The following is a 23,515-nucleotide window of genomic DNA, read 5'->3' on the forward strand; positions in this document are numbered from 1 at the left end:
AGGCAGGCAATTATGATTACTTGGTCATCTCTTTCAGCAAACGAGAAAAAACAGGCGCTAGCCCGTCCGGCTATGGCCAATAGCCAACAGTTAAAGAAAACCGTGGGCGACATTATCGCCCGCGTTGAAGCAGAAGGTGATGCGGCCGTTCTCGACTACACGCGTCAATTCGACTGCCCAGATCTAAAAAGCCTTGTGCTTTCGCAAGAGAATATCGATGCGCTTGCCGCCAAGGTAACACCTGAGGTTGCAAGTGCTATCGACACAGCGTTTAACAACATAAAAAGGTTTCACGAGGCGCAAACGCCAAGTGACATCGCATTAACCACTACGCCAGGTGTTAAATGCGAGTTGCGCTTTACCGCCCTTGATGCAGTGGGCCTTTATATTCCGGGCGGCAGTGCTCCGCTACCATCAACAGTATTGATGCTTGGCGTGCCAGCACTGGTAGCAGGTTGCGAAAATAAGCTACTATGCACACCACCAAACAAAGCGCAACTTATTGCGCCTGAAATTGCCTACGCAGCGCGTAAGTGCGGCATTGACAAGATATTCTTATGTGGTGGCGCGCAAGCGGTTGCAGCCATGGCGTTGGGTACTGAAACTATACCGCAAGTCGATAAGATTTTTGGCCCGGGTAATAGCTTTGTTACTGAAGCGAAGCAGCAGGTTAGCCAGCGCGCTGATGGTGCCGCTATTGATATGCCGGCAGGCCCGTCAGAGGTGCTGGTACTTGCAGACGAATTCGCAAACCCTGAATTTGTGGCAGCAGACCTGCTTTCTCAAGCCGAACACGGCCCAGATTCCCAGGCTATTTTAGTGTCTGACAGCGCTACGCTTATTGAAGAAACAAAAGCAGCGGTTGAGCGTCAATTAGCCACGCTATCTCGTGCTGAAATTGCTCGCCCTGCGATGGAAAATGCCCGCTATATTTTGGCCGATTCAATTGAACAAGCCATTGAAGCAAGCAACGCCTATGCGGCGGAGCACTTGATAGTGCAAATCGAGAATGCCCGCGATTATTTGCCAAAAATCAAATACGCAGGTTCTATATTCTTAGGCCCATGGTCACCTGAGTCTGCCGGCGATTATGCATCAGGTACGAACCACGTGCTTCCCACATACGGCTATGCAAAGAACTACTCTAGTCTTGGTCTTTTAGACTTTATGCGTCGCTACACAATTCAAGAACTAAGTGCAGACGGCATGCGTAACTTGGGCCCTGCGATTATGGCACTGGCCGCAGCAGAAGGGTTAGACGCACACGAACAGGCCGTTGCACTTCGTATGCAGGCACTTAAGCAAGGAGACGCCTAATGTCGGCACTTATCGATAACCTAATTAATGACAACTTGGTGCCGCTAAAGCCTTATGAGTCCGCACGTCGCTTGTTTTCGGGCGGCCAAGACTGGCTTAATGCTAACGAGTCACCTTACGCAAACGAATATAGCGTAGATAGCAGTAACTTTAACCGCTACCCATCGTGTCAGCCTGAAGCAGTAGTCAGTGGTTACGCAAGCTATGCAGGGCTAGATAAATCACAGCTTATCGTTACCCGCGGGGCAGATGAAGGCATTGAACTGCTTATCCGTACCTTCTGCACGCCGGGTCAAGACAGCATTTTGATTTGCCCGCCTACCTACGGTATGTATGCAATTAGTGCAGAAACCTGTGATGTGGGCATTAAGAAAGTGCCGCTTAACGACGACTTTAGCCTTAACGTGGATGCCATATGCGCTGAAGAAGACGTTAACGTGATTTTCATCTGCGCGCCCAATAATCCTACCGGTACACCTGTTGCCCGAGAAGACATCAAGACCGTGCTTAACCACTTTGCCGACAAAGCACTGGTTGTGGTAGATGAAGCGTACATCGAGTTTGATGCAGAAAATACGTGGGCAAATGAAATTAACAATTACCCAAACTTAGTGGTTCTTCGTACCCTATCTAAAGCGTTTGCGCTTGCCGGCCTTCGCTGTGGTTTTACCCTTGCGCAAACACCGGTTATTCAAGCGTTAATGAAAGTGATAGCGCCTTATCCTATTCCAGAGCCAGTCGCACAAATTGCAGCTCAAGCTTTGTCAAAGGAATCGCTTGCCTTACTTGAGCTTCAAGTTGCCACTATTAATCGTGAAAAAGAGACCTTAGCCGAAGCGCTAGAATCTATTGATGGTTTTGAGTTAGTGGGTGATAGAAGAGCGAATTTTATTTTGTTCCGCTATGAAAAGGCGCAAGCCCTAATGCAATATTTGGTAAGCCAAGGCATGCTTATTCGCGACCAATCAAAACAGCTCAACTTACAAAACTGTTTGCGCGTGAGCATCGGTAATGAAGAGCAAAACCAGCGTTTAATGCAGCTAATTAACGATTTTAAAACTAATGAGGACGCGGCATGAGTCAGCAAGCCATTTTATTTATTGACCGCGACGGTACACTCGTAGAAGAGCCGCCAGTAGATAAGCAATTAGACAGTCTAGAGAAGCTTGTTTTCGAACCAAACGTTATTCCCGTGTTGCTTAAGCTTAAAGCGGCTGGTTTTAAGTTGGTGATGGTAAGTAACCAAGACGGTCTGGGTACAGACAGCTTCCCTCAAGAAGACTTCGACAAGCCACACAATGCCATGATGGCCATTTTTGAGAGCCAAGGCGTGGTATTTGACGACGTGCTTATTTGCCCGCACTTCGATGCTGATAACTGCACATGCCGCAAGCCAAAGCTTGGCTTAGTACAAGAATACTTGCAGCAAGGCAAAGTCGATTTTACCCGTTCATATGTAATTGGTGACCGTATTACCGATGTTCAGCTTGCTGAAAACATGGGTATTCGCAGCTTCCAGTACAACCGCGAAAGTTTAAATTGGAACGATATTCAGAAAAGCTTGTTAGCGTCTTCACGTATTGCCGAAGTGGTACGCACCACCTCTGAAACTGATATTCGCGTTCGCGTGGATTTAGACTCGCAAGCCAAGTCGACAATTCAAACTGGCATGGGCTTTTTTGACCACATGCTTGACCAAATTGCTACGCATGGTGGGTTTGAGCTAACCCTGACTACTAATGGCGATTTACACATTGACGATCACCACAGTGTAGAAGATACCGCCCTTGCATTAGGTGAAGCGCTTAAAAAGGCGCTGGGGGACAAACGTGGCATTGGTCGTTTTGGCTTTGCTTTACCAATGGATGAGTGTCGTGCGGAATGTATCATGGATATTTCCAACCGCCCTCACCTTAAGTTTGATGCTGAGTTTAGCCGCGACCAAGTGGGCGAAATGGCCACAGAAATGGTACCGCACTTCTTCTACTCGCTTGCGCAAAGCATGGGGCTATCGCTGCATCTTTCCACCAGCGAAGGTAATGCTCACCACCAGGTAGAAAGCTTGTTTAAAGTATTTGGACGTGCGCTACGTCAAGCCATTACCCGTCAAGGCGATGCATTACCAAGCAGTAAAGGAGCACTGTAATGTCAGTGGTAAATCCCAGCCAGCGACAAAAAATAGTAATAGTGAACACAGGCTGCGCCAATATTTCATCGGTGCGCTTTGCCCTTGAACGCTTGGGCGTTGAGGTAGACGTATCTGACGATGTAGACGTAATTAAAAGCGCTGACAAAGTATTTTTACCCGGCGTAGGCACCGCAGTTGCTGCCATGGCGAGCATTAAGCAAAAAGCCCTTGTGGAAACGCTTCAATCGCTTACACAGCCGGTATTAGGCGTATGTTTAGGCATGCAGCTTATGGTGGAAACCAGCGCCGAGGGCGGTTTTCAAGGCACAGGCAACATCGACTGTTTAAACCTGATGCCAGGGCATGTAGCGCGTATGGAAGCTAAAGGCGTGCGCTTACCTCACATGGGTTGGAACACTGTCTCTCATAACAGCAGTCACAACAACGAAAGTTTGTTCAAAGGCATTCCACAAGATACCTACTTTTACTTTGTGCACAGCTTTGCGGTACCAGAGTACGAGCACACGCTTGCCAGCTGTACGTATGGCAATACGTTTTCAGCAGCCATTAACAAAGACAACTTTTATGGGGTGCAATTTCACCCAGAGCGTTCCGGTGAAGCCGGAGCACAACTACTGACTAACTTTGTGAACCTATAATAATGATTATTCCAGCAATTGATCTTATTGACGGACACGTAGTGCGCCTTTATCAAGGTGACTACGAGCAAAAAACCCAATACGAACTGGACCCAGTAGACGTGGTTCACGACTATGCCGATCAGGGCGCAACCTGGCTACATATTGTTGATTTAACCGGAGCCAAAGATACCAGCAAGCGGCAGCTTTCGCTTATAAAGTCTATGGTCGACACCAAGCGTATGCAGTTTCAAGCAGGCGGCGGTATTCGTAGCGAAGAAGAGGTAGCGCAGCTACTGGAAATCGGCGTTAGCCGCGTGGTCATTGGCTCTCTTGCCGTTAAACAGCCTGAACTTGTCAAGTCTTGGGTAGAAAAATACGGCCCAGAGCACATTGTATTGGCCCTTGATATCAATATTAGCGACAGCGGTGAAAAGCTTATTGCCACACACGGTTGGCAAGAAAATTCTGGCGTAGCCCTTGAAGGCTTATTAGAAGATTTCGCTAAAGTAGGAGCTAAGCACGTGCTATGCACCGACATTAGCCGCGACGGCACCCTGCAAGGCGCGAACACCGAGTTGTACCAAGAGATGGCGGCCCGCTTCCCACATGTTAGCTGGCAAGCGTCTGGTGGCATTGGCAGCATTGCTGATATTGAAGCGCTGAAACCCACAAACGTGGGCGGCGTGATTTTAGGTCGAGCGTTACTTGAAGGTAAGTTTACGGTGAAGGAGGCTATCGCATGTTGGCAAAACGCATAATACCGTGTCTGGACGTGCGCGACGGCAAGGTAGTCAAAGGCGTACAGTTTAGAAACCACGAAATTATTGGTGATATTGTGCCTCTTGCGGAGCAATACGCAAAAGCAGGTGCCGACGAACTGGTATTTTATGATATTACCGCTAGCTCTGATGCCCGCGTGGTCGATAAAAGCTGGGTAAGCCGTATTGCACAAGTTATCGATATTCCGTTTTGTGTAGCGGGCGGTATTAAGAGCATTGAAGACGCTGGGCGCATTTTGGAAATGGGTGCAGATAAGATTTCAATTAACTCCCCTGCCCTTAACAACCCAGAACTTATCAATCAGCTGCACGATGTGTTCGGGCAACAGTGCGTGGTCATTGGTATCGATAGCTTCTACAACGAAGCGACTGATCAATACGAAGTGTACAAATTTACCGGTGACGAGGCCCGCACACAGAAAAGCCAGTGGCAAACCATCGACTGGATAAAAGAAGTGCAGTCACGGGGCGCAGGTGAAATTGTGCTTAACTGCATGAATCAAGATGGCGTGCGCAAAGGCTATGACGTAAAGCAGCTGAAAGCCGTGCGCGATGTATGTGAAGTGCCGCTAATTGCATCAGGCGGTGCAGGTGAAATTGCACACTTTACTGACGTATTTCAATTGGCTGATGTGGATGGCGCACTGGCGGCGTCTGTATTTCACAAAGGCATCATCAACATTGATGAGCTAAAAGCAGAGTTAACCAGCAATGGCGTTGCAATGCGAAAGCGTCACGGATTAACAGCGCAAGCAGAAGGAGTAAACCCGTGATCATTTCTAATGAAAACAGCAATAAATTAGCGTGGGATAAAATGGATAACCTGCTGCCTGCTATTGTGCAAGACGCACTATCTGGCAAGGTATTGATGCAGGGGTATATGGACCAAGACGCGTTAGCGAAAACCCTTGAAACCGGCAAAGTGACGTTTTTCAGCCGCTCGAAGCAGCGCCTTTGGACAAAAGGTGAAACGTCAGGTAACACGCTAGATTTAGTAAGCGTTGCTTGCGATTGTGATCAAGACTCACTATTAGTACTTGCCAACCCTAACGGCCCTACATGCCACACCGGTGCTGAAAGCTGTTGGTTTGACGGTAATACACCTGCATTTACTTTCCTGGCAGACCTAGAACGTGTATTGGCGGCTCGTAAAGATGCTGATCCAAAAAGTAGCTACACCGCCAGTCTTTACAACAAAGGCATTAAGCGCATAGCACAAAAAGTTGGTGAAGAAGGCGTTGAAACCGCACTTGCCGCGACGGTGCACGACAAAGAAGAGCTTAAAAACGAAGCCGCTGATTTGTTGTATCACCTTACCGTGCTGCTTCAAGCTAGCGACATGTCGCTAAACGATGCACTTAATGTATTGCGTGAGCGTCATAAGTAAGCAGAACTCGCACAAATATATTAAAGTACTCTGACCCTCGATATTTAAATGTTGAATTATCGAGGGTCGCTTTCTTCTCAGTAAAACACCTACTAATTAGTCAAACCTGTTAAATTGACGCTCACATGGAATGCCATCGTCATCACCATCCATTTTCGTATTAGGGCAATTTTTTAGAAAGTATTTTGCTTCTTCATACGAAGTCATTTGACTGCAATATTGTCGTCCGTCGCACTTAAAAGAATTGCGCTCAGTTTGAGTAAAATGCTCTTGAGTAAGTAGCTCTTGAGTTGAAAGTTGATTTAGGTCCTGCTGATTATCTGAGTATTGGTGGCTGCTGTTTTCGAAATAAAGTTTCGCGCCGAAAGCAACGACTAAGATAAGTAATAGTTTATTCAACATAGTGTTTTTCGTCCCTGAATGATTCGCTTGCCTACTTATTTCGTTCTAAAAAGCGTGAACACTTTCATGCACTAATGACTGCTATTATTAACTAGGCATTTACGGAAATTGTGCAAAACGCTTAATTCTAAAGTTTTGAAATCCAATAGCCAATAATGAAACTCAATCTTCTATCTCTCGTACTACCTGCCCATAAGCTAATAGTGCGAACAGTCCTGTTCCGCCAACGATATTACCCATCAGAGTTGCGCCTATTAACGCAGCCGTTTCGGCAATACTGATTTGCCCTTGCAGAGCCAATAGAAATAGTTCGGTCGAGCCCGCTATTACGTGGGTAAAGTTTCCGATGGCAATAAGATAGGTAAAGATAACGATCATCAATATTTGGGAATGCTTGACCGAAGGCTTCATCCACACGATAGCGGCGATAATAAATCCAGACGTAATACCGTAAGAAAAAGCGTCTGACGGTGATAACTTGGCATAATGCTCAGATATAGCAGTCATTCCTTCTACCAGCTCTGGAGGCACAGCTTGCAGGGTATAGCTAAATAATGCAGCTAGAAAGGTGCCGAACATATTAGCGGCGAAAACAATAGACCACAGACGCGCAATACAAAAGCCCATATTTAAAGATGGCTTGCTTAATAGCGGAAGAATGACCGAAAGCGTATTTTCAGTGAAAAGCTGTAGTCGACCAACAATGACCAGAACGAACCCGACGGTGTAGCCCAAATTCTCGATAACGAACTGATAAGGTGAATTTGCAAAGAGGTGATGCAGAATTCCTTCGGCTAGGATTGAAATCGATATACCGATACCTGCTGCAACCCCTGACCACCATAACGACATCATAGGACGCTGAAGTTCCTCAAGCCCTTCCCTGTGAACAATGGCGTATAGTGAAACAGAATTTAAACTCTGATTATCTCTCACATCCTTCTCTTCGGTATGGCTCAACGCCACATCTTGCTGCCTGCCGCCCGATTCCTTAGCATCTTTAGTCATTAAACTCTCCGGTTTCGTCACATTATCTACGTAATATGTTTACGTATCATTTGATAATACGTAAGGCACACTAGTTTTTGGTCAAAACGCCCGTTTCCCGCCCTTAAGTATCAAAAACGATACACATGTATGAAAATTAAAACGCCAAAGATGAATAGTCATCTGATGTTTTAGAACAAATTACGTACAATGCGCCACTGCTGTTTCAATCGTGCGATTCTGACAAAAGAATAAGCATTGTCTCGCTAAGATTCGCAAAAACGTACTATGTTCAGTACTGGTCTAATTCAAGTCAACGTTGTATTTATCAATGAAAAAAAGTCATTCTCTGTCTTCCAAGCTCATGTCTGTTGTTGGCATGCTTTTTATACTCCTCGCCGCAGTATTCATCTGCGTAAGCTATCTTTTACTTGAGCGAACCGAAAAAGAAATAGACCAACATGTTAATCAGGAAATCGTAGACCAGATACAGAACACTGTATCTGCGAAGGCATCTCAATATGCGGCGCAAACGGAGGCATTAATCAATAGCGCACTTATTCTGCCTAACGCATTAGCAGTTCAACTTACGAAAAGCATAGAGGCAAATGATGAGCTATCGTTAAGTCGTGAGCAGACCGAGCGGTTAGTTGAAAGTATGTTGAATACGAATTTAACCTCAAGCGTCTATGCGCAATTTGAAACAAATAGGTTTGACGGTAAAGCCGCAGAAAATACAACCGGGAAGTCTCATTCAACACCAGGAACAGGCAGCTTCGAAGTTTATTTTATTCGGGGAGCGAACGGCGCTGCTGAGCAGATCGCAATTATTGATCCTGAGTTGAAGCATGATACAACGCTCGATGAATTCGGGTTTAGAGCAGCTGAATGGTATCTGTGTAATGAAGAAACACGTAAGCCCTGCGTTTCTAATCCTTATCAGTACGAAATTCGCGAAGGCTATACTGAGTTAATGACTAGCCTAACGGTTCCTGTCATAGCAAATAATCAGTTTCGCGGTGTGGTTGGCACTGACTTAAACCTTCCTATTATCCAAAAGCGAGCAGAAGGGCTCAAAGCTTCACTCTATAATGGTAACGCTGAAGTTTATGTCGTTAGTCAAAACGGTTTAGTCGTTGCTGCAACCGATGCTAAGAACAAGCTTGCTCGCCCATTTGCTGAGGTTTTTAGTGATAAAGCCAAATCAAACATGCTGATAAACGCAAAACAGCAGTCTGGACTTATCGAGAGCGATGGCATGTTGTATGTCTCTCAAGACATCTCATTACCTCTTGCGGATGTAAAATGGAAAATGATTGTTGGCGTAAGCAAAACACATGCAATGGCGCCAGTTACCTCTCTCGAATCTATGATTTCTTCAGCAGTAACGTCACTGCTGTCAACACAGCTAATCGTGGCGATAATATGTACGGCGATTGCTCTTGCCCTCGTTTTTGTATTTACAAAAAGTATCATCCAGCCCGTGCGCCAAGTGGCCGAGCGAATGGAAGAGCTCGCTGGACAAGGCGGAGATTTAACACAAGATATACATGTGCATTCGCACGCTGAACTTATTCAGTTAAGTGAAGCATTTAATCTCTTTAAAGAGCGGGTAAGGGAATTGCTTGACCAAGCTAAACAGTCTTGTGCACAGGTCATCGAGCAAAGTGGTGAAACGCAGCGCCACACCGAAAGTACGAATTCACTTATTCAAGTACAACAGGCAGAAATAGACAGTGTGGTTACCGCTATTACTGAAATGTCTCAAACCGCGCAAGAGGTGGCAAGAACGGCTGCCGATGCAGCAAATAATGCAGATAATGCTACCAATTCAGTAAAACAAACAGAGAGCGAGATTTCAGAATCGACACGCTCAGTAACAGAGTTATCTAAAGAGATGCAAAACGCTTCGGATGCGGTTCAAGCGGTGTCTCAGCGAAGTGCTGATATCAAAAAGATCCTCGACGTTATTGGTGCCATAGCCGACCAAACTAATCTGTTAGCGCTAAACGCTGCGATTGAAGCGGCGCGTGCCGGCGAAAATGGAAGAGGATTTAGCGTAGTCGCTGATGAAGTCCGCTCTCTCGCCTCTAAAACTGCAGAGTCAGTGGGTGAAATTGGCAAGGTGATTACAGCGTTACAAAGCGAGGTTGATCACACAGTAAACACTATTCACTCAGGCAGTCAAAAAGCTGAAGGTGCGGCGCAGCTTTCACAATCCGCATTAGGAAAAATGCAGACCACGGTTCTGCAAATTGGAGAGATCAGTGAGCGCATGACGCAAATGGCAGCCGCAGCAGAAGAACAAAGCCAAGTGAGTGAAGAACTGAATAGAAATATGGTGGTTATTGGTAATGCAACGTCTGACGTTTCTACTAACTCTAAATCATCGGCAGAAAGCTCTAAAGCTATCTTCAGTGCTGTAAGCACGCTTAGGGAGCTGTTGGCCAAACTAAAAACCCATTAAGCCGTTCAACGAATGGAAAAAAGGCTCGTAAGAATGTAATTCATTCGAGCCTTTTGATGTTATTTACCCTGTATGTTGGTGTTGAACATTTGCGTTACTCATTGCTTTACAAAGAATAATTAGTTCTGCTGGTTTGAAGGATTAAGCAAGATAGGCGCGCCAAGACCCAGCGCCTCTAAGCGTTCAAACTGAGTGGCTTTATCACCTACTATCAGATAGATCATTTTATCTGGATGAATGTAGCTTGCGTACAACTGTTTGACGTCATTCACGGTCAGGTTTTCCACTTCAGCCTGTTGCTGCAAAACGTAGTCATTCGATAGCCCAAAGTCACTTATTTCACTCACCATGTTCAATTTAGCCCCCAGCGTTTCGAAAGCGCGCGCGCCCGACTTAAGGGTAAAACCTTTGGTAACGGCCAAATCTTCGCTTGAAAAATCAGACTGAAACGATGACAAGATATCTTTGATGGCTTGGGTGGCTTCTAGTGTGACGTTAGTGCGTACAGCGCTTCTTATTGTAAACTCACCCGTATATTGGTCGCTAGAAAACGAAGAGCGAATACCATAGGTATAGCCCTTATTTTCTCGTAGCTCCTGCATGAGCTGCGACGCAAAACTGCCGCCGCCCAACCGATAGTTCATTACGCTCGCCTTGTATGCGTCTGGATGGGTAACTTTTGGTGCCGCGTGACCGAAATACAATACAGACTGCTTTGCGTCTGGCACGTCATAGAAAAATAACTGGGCATCGTCAGGTAATTTTGGCTCTGATACCGCTGGTAACATCACCTCCTTTATTGCCCAACTTGAGTTAAGGGTTGATACTGCCTGCGTAACAGCCTTTTGTTGAATATCGCCAGCAACATGTAACTTCGCCAGAGTCGGTGATATGTTTTTGTTATAGTAGGATTTAACATCCTCAATGGTAATAGAAGGTACGCTTTGCATATCCCCTAACGCCGTGTTTGCAAATGGATGATCCTGTCCGTAAAGTAATGCTTTGAATTCTACTGCTGCTATTGCATTTGGGTTGGCTTTAATTTGTTCAATTTGATTAATAGTATCGTCTTTAGCCAGTTCAAATTCTTCCTCATCAAATCGAGGGGAAAGCACAACTTCCGACACCAGCTGCATAAGTGCATCAAAATGCTTAGAAAGCACCGTACCGCTTATTGTGATATCAGTTTCAGAAGCGTTTGCTTCTAAAGATGCGCCTAATAGCTCTATTTCCTGCTCTAGTTGCTGAGGTGTTTTGGTCGCGGTTCCTTTAAGCAACGTTGCCGCCAGCAAGTTCGCGGTACCTTTTTTATCCGCTTGATCGAATAGCATTCCGCCATCTAGTTTCAGCTCAAACATCACTAGCGGCACCTCATCGTTAGCAATACCTGCAATCCGAAGCCCCGAAGACAACTCAGTTTGCCAAACTTTTGGAGGTACAACGCTTATGCCATCGCCATAGTTTGGCTCTTTCGTTCGGTCGAATGAGGAAGGCGTGCGCTCATAATCGGCAAAGACTGACGCATCAAAACTTTCTTCAGCGCCAGCAACAATCTGCTCTTCGACCACCTTCGCCACTGTCGAACCCTCAAGCACTAAGTTTTGCTCGCCTTTGGGCACAAAGCTGGTAGCCACATATGGCTTATCTTTAATATAGGCGTTGTACACGCGCATCACGTCTTTCTGGCTAACCCCAAGAATTTTTTGCACGTCTTGGCTAGTAAACCCAGCGCCACCAGCAAAAATCTCGTATTGCGCAAGCTGGAAGCCTTTTCCTAGAACACTGGACAGCCCTTTATAGAACTCAGTCTCCTGCCCTGCTTTAATGCGCGCTAAATCCGCTGCTGAAATTCCGTCTTTCTCAAAACGCGCAAATGCTTCGTTAACACCGTCTAGAACTTGATCTAAATCGACACCGTTAAACGCCATTACCTGTAGCTGAAGCTGCCCCGCGATTTCTGCGTCGTAGCCGTATAAATAAACATTGCTGGTGAATTTTTTCTCGTCGATGAGAACTTGATTAAGCGGTGCATTCTTCCCTTGGCTTAAATATTGGGAAAGCACTTGAAGCGCGTAGTAATCACTGTGATATTCAGGCACCGTCGGCCATACCAACGTTAACAGCGGCGCTTGAGCAAAATTATCGATATGATAGCGTTTTACCGTGGCTTCTAATTTTGCGGGTTTTGGCGACAGTTTTTCTATAGGTTCGCCAGACGGAATTTCATCGAAATATTTTCTAACCCATGCTTTCGTTTGGGCTACATCAATATCACCAGCAATGGTTAGCACCACATTATTGGGTACGTACCATTTATTAAAAAACTCTTTAACATCCGCCAGCGTGGCATTTTGCAAATCTTCCAGCGAACCAATGACTTGCCAACTATAGGGATGGCCCTCTGGGTATAGGTTTTTATCAATTACATATTGGTTATGGCCGTAAGGGCGATTATCAACACTTTGACGCTTTTCATTTTTCACTACCTGCTTTTCTTTAGCGAGCACAGGGTCTGTTACCGTGTTAATGAAATAACCTAATTTATCAGCCTCTGCCCAAATCATTTTTTCAAGCGCATCAATAGGCACAGTTTGATAATAGTCGGTGCTGTCTCGGCTAGTAGATCCATTCGCCCCTGAACCGCCAATTCTGGCACTTAATTTATCTAAGCCACCTTTACCGAGGTTTTCAGACTCCAAAAACAGCAAATGCTCAAAGAGGTGAGCAAAGCCCGTTCGCCCCTCTTTTTCTCTGGCAGACCCCACATGCGCAGTCAACGCGACCGCCGCTACAGGGTCAGATCTATCGACATGCAAAATAACAGTTAACCCGTTATCTAGCGTGAAGCGTTCATAATTTACATCGAAAGGGGTGGCATTTTCGACAGCAGCTTGGCTGCTGGCGGGGGAATTATTGTTCGTGCATCCGATTGATAACGTGCTTAATGCAACAACCGCGACTGCTGTATATAGCCTGGTTTGTTTAAAGAAGTTGAGCATGCTGTAATTTCTTTGACTTTCAAAACCGTAATAATTAACACAGGCCCACTGTTAGCGCCATGATATTCCTTTTGCTGGAAAAATGCGCTATCAATGCTGAGGACGTTCAAAACCCATAACAAAAGCAAACCTAAACAACTGATATAAAAATAAAAATTAAATCTAAGCCTTTAACGTTCAAATTTCATTTGGTTCAATTCAACGCGCTATCACTAAGCTTCTGACACAGTTGGTTACATTTTCACACAGCCAAAACGGAACAATTTAACGAGGGAATAATCTACACCTACGAGTGAACTAATGAAGTGAAGGCTCACCAACGTGACTAGATTAAAAGAGAAAAGTTAATTAAAGGACTCCATAGTGGTTAACATTAAGCAAAGTGTTAGAAGCAACTTCCCGTTTATTTTGTTTGTGGTGTTACTTTTCTCTTTTCGAAGCAGTGTAGCAGATTGGTACTATGTGCCAACTGGTTCGATGGAACCCACCATTTACGTTGGAGACAGAGTTATTGTTGATAAATCTGCCTACACGCTAGAAATTCCATTTACAGACGTTGTCCTTGCGAAAACCGGCGCTGTCAATCGCGGAGACATTGTTATTATCAATAGCCACGCGGCTGATACCAGACTTATAAAGCGAGTTGTTGCAGTAGAAGGTGATACGGTACGACTCGAAGAAAATCGGCTATCCATTAATGGTGAGAAAGCTTCAGTTGAAGCAAAGGGTAGCTCTCTTTTTTTAGAAAACATATTAGGGCATACCCGTACAATTGTGCTTAACCCGCTACCTAGCTCAGCGAAAAGCTTTAATTCTGTAACCGTGCCTAAAGGTAATGTTCTCGCACTAGGTGACAACAGAAATAATAGCGTAGACTCTCGCTATTACGGTTTTGTTCCTGTTGAAGAAATACAGGGAAAAGCAAATTATGTTGCGTTTTCACTCGATACTGAAGATATGTACCTGCCTAGAAGGGAAAGATTTTTCACCGCGTTAGAATAGAACTACCGTCGAGACTTCTCTTCATCAGATAACGTGAAGAGGTATTATTAAGCGACCTTTACCAACGTCTAATAATTCTTCGCTTGAAAGGGAAGCAAATTGCAGAGCGTATTAGAGGTAATGCGAGCACCTCCAAATATTTCTGAGAGCTGAGAGCCCCTAATTTGTGTACAAATATTAAACGCATTAACCTATCTCACTGTACACTCTCGTCTATTTCTAAATCTTAGGTTTGCTTTCCATCTCAATGGAAACGCGGCTTTTTCCTCTTCATAAAATTTCATAACACCGCCTTTATCAAGTAAAAAAGGAATACCTGCTTTACACACCTTGTAACCAAGTGTCACAAATTTCGCCATTGCAACTATTGCAACTTTAGTATTAGAAATGCTATTCATGAGTTCGTAACATACTTATGTTGCAGCAACACACAACAAGTAAATGGATAATAAGGAAATAACAATGAAACAAGGTCGTAAAATAAGTGCTATAGCAGTGGGATTGGCACTTGCAGGAATTACCTCACTAAGTCCTGTACATGCGCAGCAAGCTGATGAAGAAGCAGCGAACCTTGAGCGAATTGCAGTCACCGGTTCACGCATTAAGCGCACAGATATGGAAGGTCCCTCTCCTATTCAGTCAATTGACGCAACAATGATTGAAGGCATGGGCTATGAAAACCTTCAGCAACTATTAGAGAGAATGCCCGCTACCGGCGCAGGTACCTTCTCAACACGTAACAATAGCCAAGACTCTACCGCTAATGGCGCAGCAGCAGTATCACTCAGAGGAATGGGACCAGATGCAACACTAGTTCTCATTAACGGCCGCCGCGTCGCCATCAGCGCCTTTGCCGAAAGTATCACCAACTCATTTGTAGATATTAACTCGATACCAGTATCTGCCATTGAGCGCATTGATATTCTAAAAGACGGCGCATCTGCTATTTATGGCTCAGATGCGGTTGCGGGTGTAGTAAACGTAGTACTTAAAAAAGACTATGAAGGTCTAGAGATCAATGCAGGCTACGGCGGCACAACAGGTCCTAGTTACGATGAAACCACAGCAAGCATTTTGTGGGGTTCGCAAAGCGAGAAAAGCAGTGCCACTGTTATTATCGACTATTTCAATAACAGCACCCTTGGGGCTGACGAAATGGGTCGCTTTGGTACGGCAAACCAATCGCCTTACGGCGGTATGGATTTTCGTTCATCACGAGGTTACCCGGGTTATTTTTATGTTGATGGCGTAAAAACAATCGATCCAGACTGCCCTGCAGATAGCGCTACGGCCTCTGGCAGTTGCTTATTCGATTACGGCCCGTTTGGATTAACAATTCCAGCCTCTGAGCGCGTAGGCTTTATCGGTCAATTCGACTATAAAATTGGCGATGAGACCACAGCGTTTATGGAAGTTGCTATGCAGCACAATACGTCTGAAGCAGGCGGTGCAGCAACGCCCTTGGATGAAGATGCGGGCCTAACCGTTCCGGGGACTCACCCCAACAATCCATTTGGTCAGGACATTGAAATAGGTCGCTACCGCCCTGTGGATGCTGGCGCTCGCCGTTGGGATATCGAGTCAGACACCCTTCGATTAGTCGCAGGTTTACGCGGTACGTTTAACGACTACGACTGGGAAGCGTCGGTTCAAAAAGGTCGCAGCCGTTCAGAACAAAGCGGTGACCAATCGCAAGGTTGGGTTCGCGTTGATTGGCTACAAGAGCAAATTGATCTTGGCAATTACAACCCCTTTGGTGGCGTGACTAACCCTCAAAGCGTAATTGACGAAATTACCACTAGCTTAGTGCGCCGCGGTGAATCGCGCATGACAAGTGTTGATGCACATATCACTGGCGAAGCGTTTGATTTTGGCGATGATGTCGTCATGATGGCGGCGGGCGTTGAGTACCGTGAAGAGCAAGTGTCTGACGTTCCAGATGTTCAGTTCCAGCGTGGATTAATCTTCGGTACTGAGTCAGTATCAGCTTCAGCAGAACGCGATCAGTACGCAGCATATTTAGAGCTTTCAATTCCTTTGGCTGAAGAGCTAGAGCTACAACTCGCTGGCCGTTACGACCACTACAGCGACTTTGGCAGCACGACTAACCCTAAAATTGCGTTACGTTGGGCACCAAGCGATGAAGTTACGGTTCGCGGTTCATGGGCGCAAGGCTTCAGAGCGCCGTCGCTTGCACAAGTGGGTTTGGGCCCATCGCAGAAAAGCGTATTCTTTGTTGACCAATACCGCTGTCAAGCAACAGGTCAAGACTGTGAATCTTTGGATTACAACATCGAATTTGCGGGTAACCCCAATCTGGATGCGGAAGAGTCAGAGTCGTGGAACGTGGGTGTAATCTACGCACCTATTCAAGAGCTTGGTTTGAGCATTGATGTATGGAGTATTACTCAAGATAACAAAATTGACGAACAGCAGTTTGGTTTGGTTTACGACGCTGAGTGTAATAACCAAGACAGTACAATCTGTGTTCGTCTAGACCCACAACAGGGTGAGTCGCTAGGCGTTATCCAGAAGATATTTAACACTTACCAAAACGTATCGTCACAAAAAGCCTCGGGTGTTGATTTCAGCGCTAATTACAGCATGGAACTACAAGAGTACGGTAACGTGCGCTTCAACCTAGATTGGTCTTACATGAACGAGTTTGAAAAAGACGGTCTAGAGTATACGGGCGAATACGGTTACCCAGAGCACCGCTGGTTGTTTGGTACAACTTGGTCGAAAGGTGCGTTTGATGCCAATTTAAACATCAGCTTTATTGGGGAGTTTGAAGACACCCCTGATATCGACTTCGACGGTGTATTAGATTTTGAAGAAAATACCTCTAGAACCGTGGATTCGCAAATGCTGGTAGACCTTCAGTTTGGTTACAACTACAGCGATAACCTTCGCCTAGTTATTGGTTCTAACAACTTACTAGATGAAGAGCCGCCGTTTGCAATCGGTAACGGCGATAACGACCTTTATGGTTATGTTGGCAGCGTACACAACCCGCGTAGCCGCTTTGTTTACTCTAAACTAACTTACCGTTTCTAAAGGTAGCTCAAAAGAGAAAGCGCTCGCCGGCATTATTTTGCCACGAGCGCTTTTTAATATGCGTTTATTGAATCAGCCTAATAGAACAGATATTCAAAAAGAACCGTAGTAAGCCATGCAAAAATAACAGGCAAAGCAATCATCACGTATACTAGTACCTCGGAGCCTAATGTTTCGGCTTGCCAAGCATCCATCATCTTCACGTTGAATTTTCGTTTTAGTAAAAAAGTATAGAAAATTATTAGTATTAATAAGATTAAAGCTTTTAGCATTCTTTTTTACCACCCCATTCTTTAGTACTGACTCTACCTAGAAAACTTCAGTCGTTGTAAACCTCTGCCTTGCTATAAGGATTACTCGTCTGTAGTTTCCTCGTACTGAGAATCAACGGCGTTACCTATCGCGCCACCGCCTAACCCCAAGCCTACAGATCCAGCTAAACGACCAACGCTACCCACCGGATTGAAAAAGCCAGTACCTGCACCAACTAAACCTGCTGACCATAGTGATTTAGAACTGGCGCCTCCACCGCCAGCTATCGCCGCGCCATACACGCCTCCGACGGCTCCTGCAAAAGCACCTATAATATTAGCGATCCACGCTCCGCTGACCTGTTCTAGCTCTTCTTGTGAAAGCTCGTAACTATCTAAATTGATTTCTCTTTCCATGATATCTCCTTACAGATTTTGTGTTAAAGCTTACCAACATAGCAATTCTCTAGAATCGCAAATGCGTTGACCAAAATACTATATCCATAAAAATTAGGAAAAAGACCTGTTCTCTATACCTGATTTTTAAATATTTTTTGACTATGCGTTTGTATTAAAAACTCGAACCTCAGTCTATTTAATGTTATCCATAAAAAATGCCAGCTAAGCTGGCATTATCTCTTTATAAGCTTTCGCTTCAACGGCCTTGGGTTTACATACCAAAATGGATTAGTATTAAATTCCCAACCGCAGCACAAAGCATAGCAAGGAAGGTTAGAATCATACCTGCGAAGCGCTGCCAGCTAACGCCAGAGTGGCGCCCTAGACCATAGGCATGCAAAGCACGTCCAAACAGTAACGCGCTGCCCAAGGCATGTACGGCCCATATTTGGCCGGTGTTTGCTTCGAAACACGCGATCATAATAAGCGTAATAGGTACATACTCGCTAAAATTGCCATGGGCTCTGGAAAGTCGAATAAGATCTTCATGACCACCATCGCCAATACCAACCTGGTGACGACGTCGCGCACCGATAACCAGAAACGACAAGTACAGGTAACAAATACCTAATAAACTGGCGTAAAACGCCGTGATTGGCAAAACCATGGTCTACTCCACATGTTATAGTTATATCGCGTTGCGTTAATCTGCGCATGTCTTCTCATTGCATCAAAAGACATTAAACGTTATCCACTAATAAGTTACAAGCAACAAAAAAGGCCGCACAAGCGACCTTTTATAAACGTTGTTAGTGATTAACCTAAACGCTCTGCAAGTTCAGCACTTACTTCTTCAACTGGGCGAGTACCGTCTAGCTTATGGTACTCACAGTTTCCAGCTTCGGCTTCTGCGCTGTAGTAATTTACAAGCGGCTTGGTTTGCTCATGGTAAATTGCAAGGCGCTTACGAACTGTCTCTTCTTTGTCATCGTCACGCACGATTAGGTCGTCACCGGTTTCGTTATCTTTACCTTCCACTTTCGGCGGGTTATAAACCACGTGGTATACACGGCCAGAAGCCGGGTGTACGCGACGGCCGCCCATACGCTCAACAATAACGTCATCTGGCACATCGAACTCAATACAATGATCAACAGAAACACCAGCTTCTTTCATTGCATCAGCTTGTGGAATAGTGCGAGGGAAACCATCTAGCAAGAAGCCATCTTTACAGTCGTCTTGAGCGATACGCTCTTTAACTAGACCAATGATTATTTCATCAGAAACAAGCTTACCTTCATCCATTACACGCTTTGCTTCAAGACCAAGCTCAGTACCCGCTTTAATCGCAGCACGAAGCATATCGCCCGTTGAAATTTGTGGAATGCCATATTTGCCCATCAAGAACTGAGCTTGTGTGCCCTTACCCGCGCCAGGAGCGCCGAGAAGAATGATTCGCATGAGTGCGTTCTCCGCTTATGATTTTTAAACTTTTTACTTCGGGCACTTTACACATTCAACACAGGGGTGACAAGTGTAAGGAGTACCGTATTGTTAATCTTAAGACTAATGGCGAATATATGTTCAGCTTATAGGTGCTTTTATGAGTTTCTGCCTATACTAGTAACATTATTACCTGACAACTCAGCTCCACCAAAACTGAATAAATTAACGCGCGTCTTGATTAACTTGAAACTATAAACCGCCAAAATATAGCACAATAAAATTGCCAAACTTATTTTTATAGGAATTAATAATAAAAAAACGGGCGAGATGCCCGTTTTTGAATATAAAGTTGGAAACTACTTCGTTATTTGGCCAACTTCATTAATAGCGTGTTCAAGTTCTGAACAAAGCTAGAAGGGTCTTTCAAGCTGCCCTGTTCTGATAGCGCAGCTTGGTCGAATAATACGCCAACCCACTGATTAAATAACTCTTCGTCTTGCGTGTCAGCAAGCAGTTTAACCAAGCTATGCTCAGGGTTTAGTTCGAAGTGATACTTCACGTCTGGCACTGTCTGGCCAGCAGCCTGCATCAGCTTCATCATTTGCGTAGTCATGCCGTTATCGTCAGCAACGATAACCGCCGGTGAGTCAGTAAGACGATGTGTAAACTTAACGTCTACTACCTTATCTCCGAGTGCTGCTTTCGCTCTCTCAAGTACACCTTCAACTTCTTTTTCTGCTTCTTCTTGCGCTTTCTTCGATTCTTCGTCTTCTAAATCGCCTAAATCTAAGTTTCCTTTAGCAATAGAAACAAACTGCTTTTCGTTAAACTCAGTAAGATGAGACATTAACCACTCGTCAATGCGCTCGCCCATTAGCAGAACTTCAATGCCTTTCTTACGGAAAATTTCGAGGTGAGGGCTAGACTTTGCTGCTTGCAGGTTATCTGCAGTCACGTAGTAAATCTTATCCTGACCTTCTTTCATACGCTCTATGTAATCAGCTAATGAAACTGTTTGCGCATCAGATTCACCGTGGGTTGATGCAAAGCGCAATAAACCTGCAATCTTCTCACGGTTACTAAAGTCTTCTGCTGGGCCTTCTTTCAGAACATTACCAAATTCATTCCAGAACGTCTGATACTTCTCGCCATCATTCTTAGCCATCTTCTCAAGCATTTGCAGAACGCGCTTAGTACAACCTTGGCGCAGTGCTTGAGTAATTTTATTGTCTTGAAGGATTTCACGAGACACGTTAAGCGGAAGGTCATTGCTGTCTAGTAAACCTTTCACAAAACGAAGGTAAGTTGGCATAAATTGCTCTGCGTCATCCATAATAAAAACGCGCTGAACATAAAGCTTAAGGCCATGGTTTTGGTCGCGGTTCCACATGTCGAATGGCGCTTTAGAAGGTATGTAAAGCAGACTTGTGTACTCTGTTTTACCTTCTACTTTATTATGCGCCCATGCTAATGGATCTGCAAAGTCGTGAGAGATATGCTTGTAAAACTCATTATACTCTTCATCAGAGATCTCTGATTTTTCGCGAGTCCATAGTGCAGTCGCTTTGTTAACGACTTCCCATTCACCAGGTTGGCCTTCAATTTTCTCGCCATCTGGCCCCTCTCTTTCAGGAACTTCATCTTTCCACATTTGCACAGGTATACTGATGTGGTCTGAGTATTTGCTTACAATAGAGCGTAGACGCCAAGTGTCAGCAAACTCTTTTTCATCTTCACGAAGGTGAAGAGTAATTTCAGTACCGCGCGTAGGTTTATTGATTTCGGCGATAGTGAATTCGCCTTCCCCATCAGAAATCCACTCGACACCTGCAGACGCTTCGGCACCAGCGGCGCGAGTACGTACAGTCACTTTATCTGCAACGATAAACGCAGAGTAAAAACCAACACCAAACTGACCGATGAGCTGCGAGTCTTTCGCACTATCGCCAGACAGTTTGCTAAAGAAATCTTTAGTGCCAGACTTTGCGATAGTACCCAAGTTAGCGATAACTTCATCGCGAGTCATACCAATACCATTATCGGTAATGGTAACCGTATTTGCTTCTTTGTCGACGCTCAGCTTTACGTTCAATTCACCATCGTTTTCGTAAAGACTATCATTTTCTAACGCGCGAAAGCGTAGCTTATCCGCAGCATCTGCTGCGTTTGAGACTAACTCGCGTAGAAAAATTTCTTTGTTTGAATACAAAGAGTGAATCATCAGTTGAAGAAGCTGTTTTACTTCTGTTTGAAAACCGTGGGTTTCTTTGTGGGCTGCTTCAGCCATAATCCAATATCTCCTCGTTGAATGGATCACGTTTGATGTTAAACAGGTAAGGTCGCTCAACCCACTTTTCAACGTTTAGAACGAAAATTTATTTTTTTAATGGGAGATTTTTTTTAACAAGAAGTATTGGCGCAGACCAATTTACAAACCGTTAAAATGAAATAGACTACAAAGTAAGGAGCGAGTAAGGGGAAAACTAGCGTTCTACTTGAAAAAGCAAAACGCTACGCTTGAGCATTAAAGTTTGCGGCGCCCTGAAAACGCATGAGTTAGGGTATTGCCATCTATGTACTCAAGCTCTCCCCCAACTGGCACTCCATGGGCGATACGAGAAGCATCGACACTGTGACTCGCACAAAGTTGCGCTATGTAATGCGCTGTAGCTTCCCCTTCTACCGTTGGATTGGTGGCAAGGATCACCTCATCAATTCCACCCGCACCAAGGCGCGCTTCTAATTCCGTTAACCCTATTTCCTCTGGTCCTACGCCATCAATAGGTGATAAATGCCCCATAAGTACAAAATATTGTCCTTTATAACTTAGCGTTTGCTCTATCGCTAAAACATCTTGGGGGCTCTCAACAATGCACAGCAGGCCGCTGGCTTCACGCTCTGGGTGTCGGCATATGTCACATAGTTCGTCTTCAGTGAAGGTTCTACAGCGCTTGCAGTGATGGATATGCTCCATGGCATTATGAAGCACGTTACTTAAATCGATAGCACCTGTGCGATTTCGTTCTAAAAGGTGAAATGCCATTCGTTGAGCACTTTTATTGCCAACACCAGGTAGGCAAGTAAGGGCCTGAATTAATTCTGAAAGTAAGGGACTGAACTTCATATTATCTACTGCTTCGGTGCTTTGTCTGTTTGAGGCGATTCGCGCTTTGCTTCCGCGCCTTCGCTTTTTTGTTTTAGTCTGTCTCGGTATTTAATCACGTTACGCTTGGCTTGGTCGAGTTTAACTTCATACACGTTGCCACCAAATAAGCCTTTATACTCCTCATCTGTAAACACCAGCGTATTGTTATCGTAAAAGGTAACCGCTTCTTTTTGTGTCACTACGCCAAGGTCTATGCGCGATACATCGCCACTGAAAAAGTTATCATCTTCAAAGTTTTCAAAAAGCCATAAACTGGTAGAGTCTAGTAGTACTAATTTTGTTCTGTCTGGACTGATTGCTGCAGAGGTTATCCAGCAGAGTTTTTCAAGCGTGGTACAAGTCTTAAACTCTCCGATAAGCTGCGCATCAAAATTGGCAGCATGATCACCCACTTTGTAGAGCTTCGTTATACCATCAAAAGGCTGGGTTCTGTTTTTTGTAAAAAGATAAAGATTACGCTTATATTCAACAAAGGCTTCAAGATCGTAGTTCTTATCTTGAGGCTTCACCTTGCCTTTCCCCATTTCCGGATACGTAAATTTAATAATTTCAGCTTCGGTAGTATCTGTTTTTATATCAATGGGATTTTCGATTTTATAAATCGTTAGCCAGCGTCGTTTATTATCGTTATTCCCGAAATCGCCTAAAAAGAAATGACCAAAGCTATTTTGTGTCATGTCCTCCCAATCAACGTTTTTTGCATTGGTAACCGTCACTTCTCTTTCAATTGTGCCATCTTTATTGAGCATATAGAGAATGGGGCCGTCACCACTGTCATTGATTGCCCAGAGTCTTTTGTATTTATCGAATTCAATGCCTGATATTTCTTTGAGTTTTGGGTCGACCGTCACTGTTTTCATCTTAAACAGTTCATGCACACTCATAAAAAATAGCACGGCTGCAATAGGGAGAAGAATAACCGTGGTGATAACTAAGCCTTTCCTTAGCACTTCAAAAAATCCTCTATCTAGGGTAAACGTCGAATCGACACTTTCCAGCATTTGACTAAAAAGCAGAACCAACACTCAGTTTAGGGAAAATGACGATAGTAATAAAACGAACAATATTAGAAATAAGACCAATTTCA

At 44.7% G+C, this 23,515-nt stretch carries 19 protein-coding genes; 10 read left to right on the forward strand and 9 right to left on the reverse strand.

Translation table 11 applies throughout. The features are described from left to right. Positions 1 to 12: 12 nt before the first annotated feature. The 7 genes from hisD to hisIE are packed head-to-tail and all read left to right on the forward strand — an operon-like array spanning position 13 to position 6,252. A complete protein-coding gene (hisD, locus tag JC525_RS06340; protein ID WP_198815063.1) occupies positions 13 to 1,317 on the forward strand; it encodes a histidinol dehydrogenase in 1,305 nt (434 codons plus the stop codon). Further along, positions 1,317 to 2,396: a histidinol-phosphate transaminase gene (gene hisC, locus JC525_RS06345; protein ID WP_198815064.1), complete on the forward strand. Its 1,080-nt coding sequence runs from the start codon at positions 1,317 to 1,319 to the stop codon at positions 2,394 to 2,396. The genes hisD and hisC overlap by 1 nt, the downstream gene beginning before the upstream one ends. After that, entirely contained in the window at positions 2,393 to 3,463 is a 1,071-nt protein-coding gene (hisB, locus tag JC525_RS06350) for a bifunctional histidinol-phosphatase/imidazoleglycerol-phosphate dehydratase HisB (protein ID WP_198815065.1), read from the forward strand. Before hisC ends, hisB begins: the two co-directional genes overlap by 4 nt. Further along, positions 3,463 to 4,104, forward strand: coding sequence for an imidazole glycerol phosphate synthase subunit HisH (gene hisH / locus JC525_RS06355; RefSeq protein WP_198815066.1), 642 nt, complete (start codon positions 3,463 to 3,465; stop codon positions 4,102 to 4,104). The genes hisB and hisH overlap by 1 nt, the downstream gene beginning before the upstream one ends. A gap of 2 nt (positions 4,105 to 4,106) precedes the next feature. Next, a complete protein-coding gene (gene hisA, locus JC525_RS06360; protein WP_198815067.1) occupies positions 4,107 to 4,844 on the forward strand; it encodes a 1-(5-phosphoribosyl)-5-[(5-phosphoribosylamino)methylideneamino]imidazole-4-carboxamide isomerase in 738 nt (245 codons plus the stop codon). Further along, entirely contained in the window at positions 4,826 to 5,638 is an 813-nt protein-coding gene (hisF, locus tag JC525_RS06365) for an imidazole glycerol phosphate synthase subunit HisF (protein ID WP_198815068.1), read from the forward strand. Before hisA ends, hisF begins: the two co-directional genes overlap by 19 nt. Beyond that, complete coding sequence (gene hisIE, locus JC525_RS06370; RefSeq protein ID WP_198815069.1) at positions 5,635 to 6,252, forward strand: bifunctional phosphoribosyl-AMP cyclohydrolase/phosphoribosyl-ATP diphosphatase HisIE; 618 nt, start codon at positions 5,635 to 5,637, stop codon at positions 6,250 to 6,252. The genes hisF and hisIE overlap by 4 nt, the downstream gene beginning before the upstream one ends. Positions 6,253 to 6,348: 96 nt before the next feature. On the opposite strand, the gene JC525_RS06375 is transcribed toward hisIE, so the two are convergent. Next, positions 6,349 to 6,654, reverse strand: a complete 306-nt coding sequence (locus JC525_RS06375) for an excalibur calcium-binding domain-containing protein (protein WP_198815070.1) — start codon at positions 6,652 to 6,654, stop codon at positions 6,349 to 6,351. A gap of 162 nt (positions 6,655 to 6,816) precedes the next feature. Further along, complete coding sequence (locus JC525_RS06380) at positions 6,817 to 7,662, reverse strand: formate/nitrite transporter family protein (RefSeq protein ID WP_198815071.1); 846 nt, start codon at positions 7,660 to 7,662, stop codon at positions 6,817 to 6,819. 310 nt (positions 7,663 to 7,972) lie between these two features. On the opposite strand from JC525_RS06380, the gene JC525_RS06385 reads away from it, so the two are divergent. Continuing rightward, positions 7,973 to 10,108, forward strand: a complete 2,136-nt coding sequence (locus JC525_RS06385; protein WP_198815072.1) for a methyl-accepting chemotaxis protein — start codon at positions 7,973 to 7,975, stop codon at positions 10,106 to 10,108. Between the two features lie 119 nt (positions 10,109 to 10,227). Here JC525_RS06385 and JC525_RS06390 read toward each other — a convergent pair whose 3' ends face one another. Then, entirely contained in the window at positions 10,228 to 13,107 is a 2,880-nt protein-coding gene (locus JC525_RS06390) for a M16 family metallopeptidase (RefSeq protein WP_198815073.1), read from the reverse strand. Positions 13,108 to 13,470: 363 nt separating this feature from the next. Here JC525_RS06390 and lepB point away from each other — a divergent pair, with 363 nt between their 5' ends. Next, positions 13,471 to 14,109: a signal peptidase I gene (gene lepB, locus JC525_RS06395; RefSeq protein ID WP_198815074.1), complete on the forward strand. Its 639-nt coding sequence runs from the start codon at positions 13,471 to 13,473 to the stop codon at positions 14,107 to 14,109. Between the two features lie 462 nt (positions 14,110 to 14,571). Continuing rightward, positions 14,572 to 17,166 (forward strand): TonB-dependent receptor, encoded by a 2,595-nt coding sequence (locus JC525_RS06400; protein WP_198815075.1) that lies wholly within the window; start codon positions 14,572 to 14,574, stop codon positions 17,164 to 17,166. Positions 17,167 to 17,519: 353 nt separating this feature from the next. Here JC525_RS06400 and JC525_RS06405 read toward each other — a convergent pair whose 3' ends face one another. The 6 genes from JC525_RS06405 to JC525_RS06430 form a co-directional block, all read right to left on the reverse strand. Next, entirely contained in the window at positions 17,520 to 17,834 is a 315-nt protein-coding gene (locus tag JC525_RS06405) for a hypothetical protein (RefSeq protein WP_198815076.1), read from the reverse strand. A 253-nt stretch (positions 17,835 to 18,087) separates the two neighbouring features. Beyond that, complete coding sequence (locus tag JC525_RS06410; protein WP_198815077.1) at positions 18,088 to 18,483, reverse strand: MAPEG family protein; 396 nt, start codon at positions 18,481 to 18,483, stop codon at positions 18,088 to 18,090. A gap of 149 nt (positions 18,484 to 18,632) precedes the next feature. After that, positions 18,633 to 19,277, reverse strand: a complete 645-nt coding sequence (adk, locus tag JC525_RS06415) for an adenylate kinase (RefSeq protein ID WP_012519076.1) — start codon at positions 19,275 to 19,277, stop codon at positions 18,633 to 18,635. A 349-nt stretch (positions 19,278 to 19,626) separates the two neighbouring features. Continuing rightward, a complete protein-coding gene (htpG, locus tag JC525_RS06420) occupies positions 19,627 to 21,549 on the reverse strand; it encodes a molecular chaperone HtpG (RefSeq protein ID WP_198815078.1) in 1,923 nt (640 codons plus the stop codon). A gap of 237 nt (positions 21,550 to 21,786) precedes the next feature. Next, positions 21,787 to 22,386, reverse strand: coding sequence for a recombination mediator RecR (recR, locus tag JC525_RS06425; RefSeq protein ID WP_198815079.1), 600 nt, complete (start codon positions 22,384 to 22,386; stop codon positions 21,787 to 21,789). A gap of 5 nt (positions 22,387 to 22,391) precedes the next feature. Next, complete coding sequence (locus JC525_RS06430) at positions 22,392 to 23,378, reverse strand: hypothetical protein (protein ID WP_198815080.1); 987 nt, start codon at positions 23,376 to 23,378, stop codon at positions 22,392 to 22,394. Positions 23,379 to 23,515: the final 137 nt, after the last annotated feature.

The sequence above is a fragment of the Alteromonas sp. IB21 genome (assembly GCF_016405965.1).
Lineage (GTDB): Bacteria > Pseudomonadota > Gammaproteobacteria > Enterobacterales > Alteromonadaceae > Alteromonas.